The 14892-nt window shown below is 62.5% G+C and carries 19 protein-coding genes; 14 read left to right on the plus strand and 5 right to left on the minus strand.

The window, feature by feature from the left end; all coding sequences use genetic code 11:
- Positions 1-4: 4 nt before the first annotated feature.
- The gene (locus tag EN862_RS22725; protein ID WP_127868081.1) at positions 5-358 is read right to left on the minus strand and encodes a DUF971 domain-containing protein; all 354 of its coding nucleotides are present in this window, start codon (positions 356-358) and stop codon (positions 5-7) included.
- A gap of 311 nt (positions 359-669) precedes the next feature.
- On the opposite strand from EN862_RS22725, the gene moaA reads away from it, so the two are divergent.
- The 13 genes from moaA to EN862_RS22790 all read left to right on the plus strand — a co-directional run bounded on the left by moaA (position 670) and on the right by EN862_RS22790 (position 10358).
- Positions 670-1665, plus strand: coding sequence for a GTP 3',8-cyclase MoaA (gene moaA / locus EN862_RS22730; protein ID WP_127868082.1), 996 nt, complete (start codon positions 670-672; stop codon positions 1663-1665).
- 55 nt (positions 1666-1720) lie between these two features.
- Positions 1721-2215 (plus strand): hypothetical protein, encoded by a 495-nt coding sequence (locus EN862_RS22735; RefSeq protein ID WP_127868083.1) that lies wholly within the window; start codon positions 1721-1723, stop codon positions 2213-2215.
- A 113-nt stretch (positions 2216-2328) separates the two neighbouring features.
- A complete protein-coding gene (locus EN862_RS22740) occupies positions 2329-2685 on the plus strand; it encodes a hypothetical protein (RefSeq protein WP_127868084.1) in 357 nt (118 codons plus the stop codon).
- A 124-nt stretch (positions 2686-2809) separates the two neighbouring features.
- The gene (locus tag EN862_RS22745) at positions 2810-3730 is read left to right on the plus strand and encodes a DMT family transporter (protein ID WP_127868085.1); all 921 of its coding nucleotides are present in this window, start codon (positions 2810-2812) and stop codon (positions 3728-3730) included.
- Between the two features lie 4 nt (positions 3731-3734).
- Complete coding sequence (gene mobA / locus EN862_RS22750; protein WP_127868086.1) at positions 3735-4367, plus strand: molybdenum cofactor guanylyltransferase MobA; 633 nt, start codon at positions 3735-3737, stop codon at positions 4365-4367.
- Positions 4364-4879, plus strand: coding sequence for a molybdopterin-guanine dinucleotide biosynthesis protein B (gene mobB, locus EN862_RS22755; protein WP_127868087.1), 516 nt, complete (start codon positions 4364-4366; stop codon positions 4877-4879). The genes mobA and mobB overlap by 4 nt, the downstream gene beginning before the upstream one ends.
- Positions 4880-5030: 151 nt before the next feature.
- Complete coding sequence (locus EN862_RS22760) at positions 5031-5816, plus strand: ABC transporter substrate-binding protein (RefSeq protein WP_042642409.1); 786 nt, start codon at positions 5031-5033, stop codon at positions 5814-5816.
- A gap of 79 nt (positions 5817-5895) precedes the next feature.
- Positions 5896-6612, plus strand: a complete 717-nt coding sequence (locus EN862_RS22765; RefSeq protein ID WP_127868088.1) for an ABC transporter permease — start codon at positions 5896-5898, stop codon at positions 6610-6612.
- Positions 6609-7433: an ABC transporter permease gene (locus tag EN862_RS22770; RefSeq protein ID WP_127868089.1), complete on the plus strand. Its 825-nt coding sequence runs from the start codon at positions 6609-6611 to the stop codon at positions 7431-7433. Before EN862_RS22765 ends, EN862_RS22770 begins: the two co-directional genes overlap by 4 nt.
- Before the next feature lie 169 nt (positions 7434-7602).
- The gene (locus tag EN862_RS22775; RefSeq protein ID WP_127868090.1) at positions 7603-8472 is read left to right on the plus strand and encodes an NAD(P)-dependent oxidoreductase; all 870 of its coding nucleotides are present in this window, start codon (positions 7603-7605) and stop codon (positions 8470-8472) included.
- Between the two features lie 6 nt (positions 8473-8478).
- Positions 8479-9183 carry a DNA alkylation repair protein gene (locus EN862_RS22780; protein ID WP_127868091.1) on the plus strand — a complete coding sequence of 235 codons (705 nt, stop codon included), beginning with the start codon at positions 8479-8481 and terminating at the stop codon, positions 9181-9183.
- Positions 9143-9721, plus strand: coding sequence for a GNAT family N-acetyltransferase (locus EN862_RS22785; RefSeq protein WP_127868092.1), 579 nt, complete (start codon positions 9143-9145; stop codon positions 9719-9721). The genes EN862_RS22780 and EN862_RS22785 overlap by 41 nt, the downstream gene beginning before the upstream one ends.
- A 64-nt stretch (positions 9722-9785) precedes the next feature.
- Positions 9786-10358, plus strand: coding sequence for a DUF3299 domain-containing protein (locus tag EN862_RS22790; protein ID WP_127868125.1), 573 nt, complete (start codon positions 9786-9788; stop codon positions 10356-10358).
- 398 nt (positions 10359-10756) lie between these two features.
- Here EN862_RS22790 and EN862_RS22795 read toward each other — a convergent pair whose 3' ends face one another.
- From EN862_RS22795 to EN862_RS22810, 4 genes are all read right to left on the minus strand, one after another.
- Positions 10757-11248, minus strand: a complete 492-nt coding sequence (locus EN862_RS22795) for an Lrp/AsnC family transcriptional regulator (protein WP_006205209.1) — start codon at positions 11246-11248, stop codon at positions 10757-10759.
- A gap of 108 nt (positions 11249-11356) precedes the next feature.
- A complete protein-coding gene (locus EN862_RS22800; RefSeq protein ID WP_127868093.1) occupies positions 11357-11974 on the minus strand; it encodes a uracil-DNA glycosylase family protein in 618 nt (205 codons plus the stop codon).
- A 27-nt stretch (positions 11975-12001) separates the two neighbouring features.
- Entirely contained in the window at positions 12002-12613 is a 612-nt protein-coding gene (locus EN862_RS22805; protein ID WP_127868094.1) for a glutathione S-transferase, read from the minus strand.
- Between the two features lie 47 nt (positions 12614-12660).
- Positions 12661-13284 (minus strand): thermonuclease family protein, encoded by a 624-nt coding sequence (locus EN862_RS22810; protein ID WP_127868095.1) that lies wholly within the window; start codon positions 13282-13284, stop codon positions 12661-12663.
- A 76-nt stretch (positions 13285-13360) separates the two neighbouring features.
- Between EN862_RS22810 and EN862_RS22815 the strand changes: the two genes are divergently transcribed.
- Positions 13361-14884 carry a HAMP domain-containing sensor histidine kinase gene (locus EN862_RS22815; protein WP_127868096.1) on the plus strand — a complete coding sequence of 508 codons (1524 nt, stop codon included), beginning with the start codon at positions 13361-13363 and terminating at the stop codon, positions 14882-14884.
- The last annotated feature ends 8 nt before the right edge of the window (positions 14885-14892 follow it).

Here is a 14892-nt window from a genome sequence, read left to right on the forward strand (position 1 = left end):
CAGGCTAACGGTCCCGGCTCAGCCCCTTGTCGGCCAGCTCCGCCAGATAAGCGTTCCAGCGCTGATCCTTCTCATGGCCGAGCGTATGCAGATAGTTCCAGGTGAAGATGCCGGTGTCGTGGAAATCGTCGAAGGTGATGCGCACCGCGTAGTTCCCGACCGGCTCGATCTTGAGGATCGCGACATCGCGCTTGCCGGGGACCGTCACCCGCTGCTCCGGCGAATGGCCCTGCACTTCCGCCGACGGCGAAGCCACGCGCAGGAACTCCGCCGGCAATTCGAACGGCTGATGCCCCGGAAAGGTCACGGTCAAGAGCTTGCGGTCCTTGGAGACCCTGAGTTCCTTTGGCGCGGTCATGATTGGTCCTGTCTAGAGCCGGATGATTTCAGGTCGAATCGACCTCAAATCTGAATCCGTCTCTAAGTCAAAGAGATAGAGCATGATGTCGTCCGAAAAACCGCTTCACACTTTTCGGCATCATGCTCTGAGTTGCGCCCTTCCCTACGCCGCTTCGAGCGATGCGGAAAGCCACTTGAGGCCAGCCGACACGCGATGTCGGTCGGGGAATGTTACCAAAGATCAAGACCTTCTATCTTGAATGCGGCATCGGATCGTATCACATAGCCATATATAACGACGCCGCTAAAGGCCACGGGAAACGCTTGCCAATGGACATCATCGACCCCTTCGGTCGCACGATCAGCTACCTGCGCGTGTCGGTCACCGACCGCTGCGATTTCCGCTGCACCTATTGCATGGCCGAGGACATGACCTTCCTGCCGAAGAAGGATCTGCTGTCGCTCGAAGAACTCGACCGGCTCTGCACCGTCTTCATCGAGAAGGGCGTGAAGAAGCTGAGGCTCACCGGCGGTGAGCCGCTGGTGCGCAAGAACATCATGCACCTGGTGCGCCAGCTGTCGCGTCATCTGGACAGCGGCGCGCTGGAAGAGCTGACTCTGACCACCAACGGCTCGCAGCTGTCGCGCTTCGCCGCAGAGCTCGCCGATTGCGGCGTCAAGCGCATCAATGTCTCGCTGGATACGCTCGATGCCGAAAAATTCCACCAGATCACGCGCTGGGGCAATCTCGGCAAGGTGATGGAAGGCATCGATGCCGCGCAGAAGGCAGGCTTGAAGATCAAGCTCAACGCGGTCGCGCTGCGCGACTTCAACGATGCCGAGATCCCCGAACTGATGCGCTGGGCGCACGGCCGCGGCATGGACCTCACCCTTATCGAGACGATGCCGATGGGCGAGATCGAGGCCGACCGCACCGACCAGTATCTGCCGCTGTCGCTGCTGCGCGCATCGCTGGAGCGCCAGTTCACGCTCGCCGATATCCCCTACAAGACCGGGGGCCCTGCCCGCTATGTCCATGTCACGGAGACCGGAGGCCGGCTCGGCTTCATCACACCGATGACGCATAATTTCTGCGAGAGCTGCAACCGCGTGCGACTGACCTGCACCGGCACACTCTACATGTGCCTCGGCCAGGAGGACGCCGCGGATCTGAGGGCACCGTTGCGCGCCTCCGAAGGCAACGAGCTGCTCGACGCGGCGATCGACGAGGCCATCGGCCGCAAACCCAAGGGCCATGATTTCATCATCGACCGCCGCACCAGCCGTCCTTCGGTCTCGCGGCATATGAGCGTCACCGGCGGCTGATTTTTTTCGCGGCTTGATGCATGATCGCCTTTGGTTGTTGGCCAAAGGGGGGAACATGCAGAATCGTCGGCGCATCGGCTGCCCGTCACCGGCGGCTATCCTTTTCCTGTCGGCAATCATCACGACAACGGCAACCGCCAAGCCGTTCACCTACGTGAATGCGCGGTTCGGCCAGTCATGCACATTTCCCGACGATATCTTCGACAAGCCGATGCCCGAACCGGAAAATGGCGATGGGCAGCAATGGCTTAGCGCCGACGGCGCCAGCCTGACCTGTTCCGGCATCTACAATGTCGATAACGACACCCCGAAGGGTTTCGTTGCCCAAGAGAAAGCCAGCACCGAACCGGGCTACAAGGTCACCTACAGCAAGACCGGCAAGAACTGGGCGGTGCTCTCTGGAAGCAAGGACGGCAAGGTCTTCTACGAACGGCGCCTGTTCGGAAAGGACGACGTCATCCGCACCGTCTGGATCGAATATCCCGCCGCGCTCAAGGCGAAATACGACCCTCTGGCCGGCGCGATCGCCAAGAGCCTCAGCGGCCCTTGAGGCGGACCGGCTCCCCTGAAAATAATGCGCTCGCACCCACCTTCCGCCCGATTTACCGCCGGCCTTTTCCGGCCTAGCCTTCGGGCGCGATTTTCGCTCTCAGGGGGAGTGCCATGCGCACATTCATACTTTCACTTGCAATGCTTGGGATTGCTTCCATACCGGCCGCCGCTCAGTCGATCGGCGGCACCTATACCGTCGCCGGCACCAACTTCGACGGCTCGAAATATGGTGGCGAGGCAACCATCACGCTGACCAGCGACACTACCTGCACGATCCACTGGGAAACCGGCGGCTCGACCTCGGACGGTATCTGCATGCGTAACGACAATGCGTTTTCCGCCGGCTATGCGATGGGCAAGGAAGTCGGTCTCGTCGTCTACAAGATCGAGAAGGACGGCTCCCTGCATGGGCTGTGGACCATCGCCGGCCAGAACGGCAACGGCACCGAAGTGCTGACGCCGAAATAAGTCTTCCGAACCTTGGCAAATCGATCTCGTGGGCCACGCAGAACTTCGTGGCCCATTTCTTTGCCGTTGCTGTTTTCCGGTCGCCTGCTACGGCTTGATCTAGAAAAAGAATCCGGAAACGCCTTTGCCTCTTTCACCAAACCTGCGCGGCGCGCTGTTCATGATCGTGGCCATGGTCGGCTTCACCTTGAACGATGCGATCACCAAATTTTCTTCCGAATCGATGAACATGGCGCAGGTCATGCTGGTGCGCGGCGCCTTCGCGTCTCTCTTCGTCGGCCTGCTTGCCTGGCGGCGCGGCGCGCTGGTCAACCCAGCCGCCATGCTGCAGCCGATGGTGGCCATGCGCGTGGCCGGCGAAGCCGGCGCCACGGTATCGTTCCTGATCGCGCTTGCGCATCTGCCGATCGGCAATGTCTCCGCCGTCATGCAGGCATTGCCGCTGGCGGTCACCATGGGCGCGGCGCTGGTGTTCGGCGAAAGCGTCGGCTGGCGACGCTGGACCGCCATTGCCGCCGGTTTCGTCGGCGTGCTGATCATCGTGCGGCCGGGATTCGACGGTTTCAGCGTCTATTCGCTGGTGGCCTTGGCCAGCGTCGCCTGCTGCGCGGTGCGCGACCTTTCCACCAAGCGCATCCCGCAAGCGATCCCGACGATGCTGGTGTCGACAGCGACCGCGCTCGCCATGACCGTGCTGGGCGCGCTGCTCTTGTCGCCGATGGGCGGCTGGACGCCGATGAGCGGCCGGTCGACCATGCTTCTGGCGCTCGCGGCGGTGCTGGTGCTCATCGGCTATCAGTTCATCATCATGGCGATGCGCTCGGGCGACATCTCCTTCATCGCGCCGTTCCGCTACACCGCCCTGCTCTGGTCGATCCTGCTCGGCCTCGTCATTTTCGGCGATGTTCCCGACCTGCCCATGATCGTCGGCGCCGCCATTATCATCGGGTCCGGCCTCTATGCGCTCTACCGCGAGCGCGTCGTCGGCAGGCAGCAGCCTGCCGCTGAAAGCGCTGGACCCGACATGGCGCCGGACGGCATATAGGCCGATGGACCGAAATGTCGCGGGGATCATTCTGGCGGGTGGCAAGTCGCGCCGAATGGGTGGCGGTGACAAGCCGCTGCTTTCATTGGGCAAAGCCAGGATGATCGACCATGTCGCCGCGCGATTGAAGCCGCAGGTCGCGACCCTCGGGCTCAACGCGAACGGCGATCCTGCGCGATTTGCCGGCACGGGCCTGCCGGTGATCGAGGACACGGTGCCGGGCCATGCCGGACCGCTGGCAGGCATCCTCGCCGGCCTTGAATGGGCGGCGAAGCAAACAACCTGCCGGTGGCTGATGAGCGCCGCCGGCGACACGCCATTCTTCCCCGACACCCTCGTCGAGCGCCTCGCCGCCGCAACCCGCGAGCGGCCAGGCGCGATTGCCGTCGCCAGTTCGGGCGGCAGGTGGCATCCGACCTTCGCGCTCTGGCCGCTCGGCCTGCGCGACACCCTGCGCCATTTCCTCGTAGACGAAGACAACCGGCGGGTTTCGGCCTTCATGGAGCGCCAGGGCTATGTCGAGGTCGAATTCCCGATGATCGAGGCCGGCAGCCAGAAGATCGATCCGTTCTTCAACGTCAACACGCCGGACGATCTTGCGGCGGCGGAGCGTCTGTTGCAAAGCCTCAGGCCATGAGACGCGTATTCGGCATCACCGGCTGGAAGAACTCCGGCAAGACGACCCTGACGGAAAAGCTGGTCGCCGAGCTGGTGGCGCGCGGCTGGACGGTTTCGACGGTGAAGCACGCCCACCATGACTTCGACATCGACAAGCCGGGCGCCGACAGCTTCCGCCATCGGCAGGCTGGCGCCACGGAGGTTGCCATCGTCTCCGGCCGGCGTTGGGCGCTGATGCACGAATTGCGGGGCGAGGAGGAACCCGCCCTGGACGACATCCTGGCGCGGCTGTCGCCCTCGGACATCGTGCTGGTCGAAGGCTACAAGCGCGAAGCGCACAAGAAGATCGAGGCAAGGCGGCTCGAGGCCAAGGACCGGACGCCGCTTTCAGCCAACGATCCCAACATAGTCGCGGTCGCCGCCGACTTTCCGGTCGAAGGCGAAGGCCTGCCGGTTTTCGACCTCAACGACACCAAATCGATAGCCGACTTCGTCGAGCGCAGCACAGGTCTCGTCGCTGAAACCGAGTAACGCAGCGGCAGATCGGGATTGTCGTTTGCCGTTGATTTGCAGTTGCTTTTTTCTCGCAAAGAGTGGGAGTATCCGCCTCAGCGGGCGGTAACGAAGCTCCGCCCACAAGAGCCGCACGGGACAGCGGCCATGACAATATGAGAGGATTATCATGCGTATTGCACTGCGTATCGCGCTTGCCGCTTCGGCCGCGCTGCTGACACTTGGCGTCGCCCAGGCTCAGGAAAAGACCCTGAGGATCGGCACCGAAGGCGCGTACCCGCCCTTCAACAACCTGACTTCGGACGGCCAGCTGGTCGGCTTCGACATCGATATCGCCAAGGCGCTTTGCGACGAGATGAAGGTGAAATGCACCTTCGTCGCGCAGGATTGGGACGGCATCATCCCGGCGCTCCAAGCCGGCAAGTTCGACGCTATCGTCGCCTCGATGTCGATCACGCCCGAGCGCCAGGAAAAGGTCGACTTCACCCACAAATACTACAACACCCCCTCGGCCATAGCCGTGCCAAAGGATTCGCCGCTCAAGGGCGTGACCAAGGAAGATCTCGCCGGCAAGAGCATCGGGGTCGCCACCACGACCACGCATTACAACTACGCTTCCAAGACCTACACCGACAGCACCATCAAGGGCTATCCGAGCAGCCCTGAGGAGCAGGCTGATCTGGCCAATGGCCGTCTCGACGCGATCGAGGACGACATCGTCGTGTTGCAGCAATGGCTGGATACGCCGGACGGCGCCTGCTGCAAGATCCTCGGCCAACCCTCGCCGCAGCCGGTCGAGATCTTCGGACCGGGTGCGGGCATCGCCGTGCGCAAGGGCGAGACCGATCTGGTCAACAAGCTGAACGAAGCGATCGACACCATCCGCAAGAACGGAAAGTACAAGGAAATCAACGACAAGTACTTCAAGTTCGACGTCTACGGCGCCGAATCCTGATCGTTACGCCCAGGGGCGGTGAGGCACCCCTCGCCGCCCTTCTCTTCTCCCGGGATCGCCACGGAGACACGACCCGTCAATGCCGGCCCAAAGCATTTGGACACTTCTCAGCTGGGGACCGGATGGCTGGAGTGACGACATTGCGTCTGGCGTTCTGGTCACCATCGTGCTGGCGCTCGCCACACTGCCGATCGGCCTGACGATCGGATTTTTCGTCGCCTTCGCCAAGCAGCATGAAGAGCCCTCGCTGCGGCTCGCCGCCAACATCTACACCACGGTTTTCCGTGGCCTGCCGGAGCTGGTCACGCTCTTCCTGTTCTTCTTCGGCATGCCGCTTCTGCTGCAATACTTGGTGCGGCTGTTCAACCCGGCCGCGACAATCGACGTCAACAGCTTCATCGCCGGCATGATCGTGCTGTCGCTGATCTTCTCCTCCTATGCCAGCGAGGTCTTCCTTTCCGCGTTCCGCGCCATTCCGAAAGGCCAGTATGAGGGCGGCTACGCCATCGGCCTGTCGAAATGGCAGACGATGCGGCTGATCATCCTGCCGCAGCTGATACGCATCGCCTTCCCCGGCCTCGAGAATTGCTGGCTGAGCCTGCTGAAGGACACCTCGCTGGTCTCGGTGGTCAATCTCGCCGAGACCTTGCGCCAGTCCGGGGTCGCGGCGCGCGTCACCAAGCATGCCTTCCTGTTCTACAGCGTCGCGGCGCTGATCTTCCTGGCTCTCGCCATCCTGTCGTCGATCGCCACCGGCCATATTCTGCGTCATCTCGGGCGGAGGGCGGTGCGATGAGCGTCAGCCAGGCCATCGTTGTCGACAAGCCGCCCCCTCTGGCCCGCGGCTGGCCGCGCGCCCGCATCGTCGGCTACGCACTGGTCGGCGTATGGATCCTCTTCGGTCTCGGCATCGTCGCCTATCTCGTCTACGCCTGGAATCCAGAGTTCTTCGCCCGTTACGCGCCGGCCTATCTGCAGGGCCTGGGAACGACCCTGTCGCTGGTTTCCATCTCGATGTTGCTGGGAGCGATCTTCTCGCTGCCGGTCGCCTATGGCCGCATGTCGAAGAACTGGATCCTGTCCGGGCTTGCCTATTGCTATGTCTATTTCTTCCGCGGCACGCCGCTATTGGTGCAAACCTATCTCGTCTATTACGGCGTCGGTTCCTTCCGGCCGGAGCTGGAAACGGTCGGATTGTGGTGGTTCTTCCGCGAAGCCTTCTATTGCGGTGTCTTTGCCTTCTCGCTCAACACCGCTGCCTATCAGGCCGAAATCCTGCGAGGCGCCATCGAAAGCGTGCCGCGCGGCCAATGGGAGGGCGCTGCCTCGCTCGGCCTGCACAAATTGCAGACGCTGCGCAAGGTCATCCTGCCGCAAGCGATCATCGTCGCGCTCAGGCCCTACGGCAACGAGCTCATCCTGATGATCAAGGCCTCGGCGATCGTCGCCATCATCACCGTGTACGACCTGATGGGTAACGCCAAGCTCGCCTACGCCAAATCCTTCGACATCCAGGCCTATATCTGGGTGGCGATCGTCTATCTGGTGATGGTCGAGATCCTGCGCCACGGCATCGAATGGATCGAGCGCCGCATCACCGTCCACCTGCATCGCTAAGCAATTCCAGGAAAAGTGTGAAGCGGTTTTCCGTCCGGAATTGCGCTAAACAAAGAGACATCCCGGCATCGCCTGTGCCAGTCGATGCGGCTTGCCGCGCCTTGACGAATTCGCTGCATGGCCTAGACGTTCCGGCACTGAAATCTCTGTTTTGTTGGAAGGCAGGTCTATGGCATCGGTTGCATTTCTCGGTCTTGGCGTCATGGGCTATCCGATGGCCGGGCACCTCAGGAACAAGGGCGGCCATGACGTCACCGTCTACAACCGCACCAAGGCGAAGGCCGAGCAGTGGGTAGCCCAGCATGGCGGCAAGCTGGCGCTGACGCCGGCCGAAGCAGCCGAAGGCAAAGACTTCGTCTTCTCCTGCGTCGGCAATGATGATGATCTGCGCTCGGTCACCACCGGCGCGAACGGCGCCTTCGCCGCGATGAAGAAGGGTTCCGTGTTCATCGACAACACCACCGCTTCGGCCGAGGTGGCGCGCGAACTGGACGAAGCCGCGCGCAAAGCCGGCTTCTCCTTCCTCGACGCGCCCGTATCCGGCGGCCAGGCTGGCGCCGAGAACGGCGTGCTGACCGTCATGGTCGGCGGCGATGAGGCCGCCTTCGACAAGGCGAGGCCCGTCATCGACGCCTACGCCCGCATGGTCGGGCTGATGGGCCCGGCCGGTGCCGGCCAACTGACGAAAATGATCAACCAGATCGCCATTGCCGGCCTCGTCCAGGGGCTGGCCGAGGGCATCCATTTCGGCAAGAAGGCCGGCCTCGACATCGAAAAGGTGGTCGAGGTGATCTCGAAGGGCGCCGCCGGCTCCTGGCAGATGGAAAACCGCCACAAGACGATGAATGCCGGCAAATATGATTTCGGCTTCGCCGTCGACTGGATGCGCAAGGATCTCGGCATCTGCCTGGCCGAGGCCAACCGCAACGGCGCCAAGCTGCCGGTCACGGCGCTTATCGACCAGTTCTACAAGGATGTGCAGGACATGGGCGGCAGGCGCTGGGACACGTCCTCGCTGCTTGCGCGCCTGGAAAAATAGGCGACGATGGGCCTGCCCGATCCGAGTTGGAGCGCCGACGACATCGTCGCGCACCTGCGTGCGATCGGCACGGAGACGAACTTGGCAGGCATGGCGCGCTTCGGCATCAACACGGCGAGCGCGCTTGGCATCGGCAATACCGACTTGCGGCCGCTGGCGCGCAAGCTCAAGAAGAACCACGAGCGGTCGCTGCTGCTATGGGACAGCGGCATTCGGGAGGCGCGGCTGATGGCGGCCTTCACCGGCGAGCCGCAGAAGGTCGACATCGATCAATGCCGGCGCTGGGCCGCGGATTTCGACAGCTGGGAGATCGTCGACACTGTCGCCGACCTGTTTGCCGAAACGCCATTCTGGCGCGACCTGATCGACGAATTCGCCGAGGACGAACGCGAATTCGTCCGTCGCACCGCCTTTGCCATGCTGGCCTGGAGCGCGGTGCATTTGAAGAAAGAGCCGGACGCGACCTTCCTTGCCTATCTGCCGCTGATCGAGAAACATGCCCGTGATCCGCGCAATTTCGTCCGCAAGGCGGTCAATTGGGCGCTGCGGCAGGTCGGCAAGCGCTCGATGAGCTTGCACGCCCCTGCCCTTGCGCTGGCGGAAAGACTGGCGGCATCGTCGGACAGGACGGCGCGCTGGATCGGCAGGGATGCGGTGAGGGAACTGACGGATGCCAAGCAGCTCGCAAGGCTCGCAGCCGCAAAAGCCTGACCTTGCCGGCATCCGCTTTGTCGAGGTGACGCAAGAAACGCGGGACCGTTTCGAAGACCTGTTCGAGCAGCCGGGCGCGCCGAAATATTGCTGGTGCATGGCCTGGCGCCATTCCAGCCGCGAGCACATTGGGAACGACGAGAAGAAGCGCATGATGATGGCGCTGATCGATGCCGGCACTCCCGTGGGCATCGTCGCCGAGTTGGACGGCAAGCCGGTCGGCTGGTGCTCGGTCGCGCCGCGCGAGACCTACCGGAAACTGTCAAAACAGCAGGACGATAGCGAGACCGGCATATGGTCGATCGTCTGCTTCTATGTGCCGAAGGCTTTGCGCGGCGGCGGGCTGGCCTCCGCCCTGCTCGACGCCGCGATCGACCACGCCTTCGGCAAAGGCGCGCGTGTGATCGAAGCCTATCCCGTCGACGAGGCCGCGCCCAGCTATCGCTTCATGGGCTTTCGCGACATGTTCGTCGCGCGGGGCTTCCACGAGATCGGCACTGCCGGTACACGCCGGCATGTCATGCGGCTCGGCCGTTGAGCCTGGATCGGTCACGACGCTTTTACTCGATTCCGCAAATCGGCTGGCGGAGGATGGAGCGATGATGAACATGCGTTTCAAATCATGCGCGGCGTTGGCGACAGCGCTCTTGTTCGCGGCCACTGGAGCCGATGCCGCGGCCGAGGTCGCGCATATCTTCTGGAAGGATCTGCGCCCTGCAACGCAGGCGATCGCCGAGGACGCGAACCTGCCGATGATTGCGGCAAAGCTGCCCGATCACGGTGAGACCTTGTCGCTCAATCTCCAGGACAAGATGATACAGTTGGCCGGCTATGCATTGCCGGTCGATCGCGACGGCGACCTCGTTTATCAGTTCCTGCTCGTGCCGTGGACCGGCGCCTGCAGCCACATGCCGACGCCGCCGCCGAACCAGATCGTGCTGGTGACGCCGGCTCGTCCTTACACGATGAAAGAGGCCTACGAGCCGGTCGCCGTCACCGGCGTGCTGAACCCCGGCATGGAGAAGAGCCAGCTCTTCATTCTCGACGGCGTGTCGATCGTCCAGTCGGGCTATGCGGTACGCAAGGCCGAGGTGGTGAGTGTCGACACAGTGCCGGACACCGTCACCCTGCCGGTTAACTCACCGTGGAGTTTCCTCAACAAAAAGAAGAACTAAGGCTCAACAATCCACCTGAGTGGCGAGTGGCTCAAGCCGATTGCAATCCAGCGAGCGATGCGTACATTTGCCGTGGATGAAATCCCTCGGACGTATTGTGATGATGCAGGAACGGTATCTTTTTTTGGTGTCAAGGATCCTGGGTAAAGAGATCAAAACGATATCCAACCAGCATCTTCTATGGCTCATAAGTTTGTTTAGTGGATCTTTGATAGCTGCTTTTGTTATCCCCGAACATAATCGAGCGCTTCTTGTATACGCGCTGATAGCGGACTTGACGGTGACGATAGCCTCCGCTGTAATCTTGGAATTGTATCGAAGGCCCGAGCAGTGAGGTTCAGTCGACCGCGAAACGGTAGAGAATCAGGCCAGCCGCCATACCGCCTGGCCCGAGCGTGTCACGCCGCGTTCGCGCCCGACTCCTTATCCAGCACCATGTAGTCGAGCGGAATCTCCGTCGTGTATTTGATCTGCTCCATGGCGAAGGACGACGAGACGTCGCGAATCTCGATCTTGGCGATCAGCCGCTTGTAGAAGGCGTCGTAGGCGGCGATGTCGGGAACCACCACGCGCAGCAGGTAATCGACGTCGCCGCTCATGCGGTAGAACTCGACCACCTCGGGGAATTCCTGGATGACCTCGGAGAACCGCCGCAGCCATTCATGGCTGTGCGAATTGGTTCGGATCGACACGAAGACGGTGACGCGCACATTGACCTTCTCATGGTCGAGGATGGCGACGCGCCGCTTGATGACGCCCTCTTCCTCGAGCTTCTGGATGCGCCGCCAGCACGGCGTGGTCGACAAGCCGACTTTCTTGGCGACGTCGGCCACCGCAAGCGTGGCGTCCTCCTGCAGGAGGCGGAGAATTTTTCTGTCGAGGCGATCCATAGGGAGGCTCCAGGGGAATAGTTTGGCTATAATCCCTTTTATCGGAGCCTTTCACAAGAAAGAAATTCTGCCAAAGGCGGCAAAACCGAGTGATATCTTGCGGAATGCCTAACCGATGCGATAGCGGATTTCCGACCTCAGGAACGGCAGCAAATCCATTTCAAACCAGGGATTCTTCTTCAGCCAGCCGGTGTTTCGCCACGACGGATGCGGCAAAGGCAACACTTTTGGACTGGCCGGCGCATCCCAGATGGCGCGCCAATTCCTCACAGTATCCGTCAAGGACGCCGCGCGGGTCGTGCCCATATGCCAGGCCTGCGCGTAGCCGCCGATGGTCAGCACCAGGTCGATCTGCGGCATCAGCGCCATCAGCTGAGCGCGCCAGGCCGGCGCGCATTCGCGACGCGGCGGCAGGTCGCCACCCTTTGCATCCTGGCCGGGAAAGCAGAAGCCCATCGGCACGATAGCGAATTTTTCCGTATCGTAGAACTCTTCGCTGCTGACGCCGAGCCAACTTCTAAGCCGATCTCCCGAGGCATCGGTGAACGGCATGCCCGACAGATGCACCTTGGTGCCGGGAGCCTGGCTGGCGAGCAGGATGCGCGCGCGCGAAGACGGTCTCAGCACCGGTCGAGGCTCATGCGGCAACGGCCGACCAATCGGATGGTCCGCGCAAATGCGGCAAGCCCGCACCCTCGCGGTAAGGCGCTCCAGCGCTTCGCTCATGTCGGGCGGATTATCCAATAGCGTCGCTCAGGCCGTCGCGCTCGGCCGGCTCGTCAGCGCCGCGTACCAGCGCAGCACGTTCGTGCATTCCTCAGGCACCTTGATGCGGGCCGGCTTCATGAAATCGATGGCGATCATTCCGGTAATGTCGGCAACCGAATAGGCATCGCCGGCGGCGAACTCGCGCTGCGCCAGTTCCTTGTCGAAGAGGCGCAGGAATTCGATCACCTTCGGTTTGTTGGCCTCGCCCCATTCCGGGATCTGCGGCACCTCCCACTCCTTCATCGCCGGATGGATGTGCCGGAACGCGGCCGCGACGCTGGCCATGAGGTTCAGTTCAAGGCGCCTTTGCCACATCTCGACTTTTGCCTTGCCGAGCGCGCCCTTGCCGAACAGCGCCGGCTCGGGGTGCAACTCCTCGAAATAGCGGCAGATGGCGATCGATTCGGTGATGACGGTACCGTCGTCGAGCTCGAGCACCGGCAGGCGTCGTAGCGGATTGCGCTGCGCGACCTGCTCGCCGCGATGCTCCAGCGCGCCCATGTCGATGGGCACAAGCGGCACCGTCAGCCCCTTCTCGGCAAGGAAGACACGCACACGCCGGGGATTTGGCGCGCGGCCGCCATCGAACAGCTTCATTCCATTCTCCAGCTCCTCCACCGGATCATAGGGCCCAGATACGCCCATCACCAGAAGCGAAAGAACTCGCGCAACGCGTCGCTGAACGAAGCCAGCGTGCCGTGCTTTCGCTCGACCGGCGCATTGTGATGGCTGTCGCGCCAATCCTGTGGCGCCTCGAAGCTGCCTGCCCAGATGCCGACCTTGGCCGCTCTCGCCACCGCCTCCTCGGTCTCGAAGCCGCCGAAGGCAACCGCCCATCCGGCCTGCACCTGGGCCTGGTTCAGGTCGGTGTCGCCTGCCCTGCAATCGCCGAGCAGCCGGCCGTAGCGGTCGCGCTGCCAGCCGCTGCAGGAAACAGGCCTGCCGGCGATGAGCCGCACCAGCGACTGCCGCGCCAGCTTGCCGCAGGGATAGTCGGCGCCGTTCTGCCGGCAGGTCTGCAGATATTCAGGCGCATCGATACCGCGCATGCGGATGCGCTCGACCCCGAGCGTGATCGAATCCCCGTCATTGACGATCGCCGTGCCCTGCTCCGTACGCCTCTCGAAGCGATCGAGCCGCGCCGCCACCAGGATCAGCAACCCGAGCAAGAGGAAGGCCAGCCCATAGTCCAGCAGCTTGCGCCAGGGGCTGCGCGGCGGGCTTGCCGCGTAGCGCCGGCGCGGTCCTCGCGGCCCGAAGCGGCTCATATGGCAAACAGTCTCTTAATCATTCGAACGTAGCTTAACGAACTGAAAATCGCTGCGCGCAGAAATTGAAGTCCGTATGCCTTTGCTACGCTCGAACACAGCGGATAAATTCATTGTGGACCGCCGTAAACCGCACCGCAACAGCGATGTGGCGCGCGCGGTGCGCAAGACGCGCGACCGCCTTTCGCAACAGGCGGGCAGCCTCGACTTCGACCGCGAACTCCTGAAACTGCATGCGCGCGCCATGGTGGTCAGCGCGGTCGCAATCCCGCTGCTGGTGCTTGCGGTGGCGGCTCTCGGCCGGCTGGCGGGCCTGGGCAACCAGATCACCATCTGGGCCCTGGCGATGCTGCTTTGCTACGCGATCGTCGCTTTCATGTCGCGGCGCATCGAACGAACCGAGGCCACCGAACTCGACCCGGCACAGACGCGCCGCGATTTCCTGATCGGCCATTTCCTGTGTGGCCTGGGCTGGGCATGGTTCGCATGGATCGGCTGCGACACCTGCCAGATCGACCAGTTCCATGTGGCCAAGGCCATGGTGCTGCTGATCGCGATGGCGACCACCGCCGTAATGGCCTCCTCGCTTGCCGGTGCGCTGTTGGCGACCTTTGCCATCCCCGTTGCCGTCTATGTCTACACCATCATCCGCCTGTGGACGCCGATCGAAGCCACAATGGCGGCGCTCCTCATCGCGGCTCTCCCCTTCTTCGGTTACGTCGCGCGACATCTCAATCAGGCCTCGTTGATGGTGCTGTCCTTCCGTTCGGAAAAGGACGCGCTGATCGCCGAGGTCGAGACGGCAAAATCGATGTCGGACGAGGCAAGGCGGCGCGCCGAGGACGCCAATCTGGCGAAGTCGCGCTTTCTCGCCTCGATGAGCCACGAGCTCCGGACGCCGCTCAACGCCATCCTCGGCTTCTCCGAGGTGATGGCCAATGAGGTTCTGGGTCCGATGAACAATCCGACCTATCGCGATTATGCCCATGACGTGCACGAGTCCGGCCAGCATTTGCTCGACCTGATCAACGAGATCCTCGACCTGTCGCGCATCGAGGCCGGCCGCTACCAGCTCAACGAGGAGCCGGTCGTGCTGGTGACCATCGTCGAGGATTGCTGCCACATGATGGAATTGCGCGCCCGCAACAAGGATATCCGCATCATCCAGGAGTTCGAGGAGACCTTGCCGCGCCTCTTCGCCGACGAGCGCGCGGTGCGGCAGATCACGCTCAACCTCCTGTCCAATTCGATCAAGTTCACGCCGTCCGGCGGGGAAGTGCGCGTGCGCGTCGGCTGGACCGCCGGCGGCGGCCAGTACATTTCGGTCAAGGACAACGGCCCGGGCATACCGGATGAGGAAATCCCGGTGGTGCTTTCCGCTTTCGGCCAGGGCTCGATCGCCATCAAGAGCGCCGAACAGGGAACCGGCCTCGGCCTGCCGATCGTGCAGGGCCTGCTTGCCATGCATGGCGGCGAGTTCGAGCTTCATTCCAAGCTGCGCGAAGGCACGGAGGCGATTGCCATCTTCCCGCTGAGCCGGGTGATGGAAGAACTGCCGGCCCTGCCGACCAAGACGGTCGCCACGCGCGGGCGCCGCTGACGCGATCC

Origin of the sequence: Mesorhizobium sp. M2E.F.Ca.ET.219.01.1.1 (genome assembly GCF_004016445.2) — a bacterium.
In the GTDB taxonomy this organism is placed as follows: Bacteria; Pseudomonadota; Alphaproteobacteria; order Rhizobiales; family Rhizobiaceae; genus Mesorhizobium.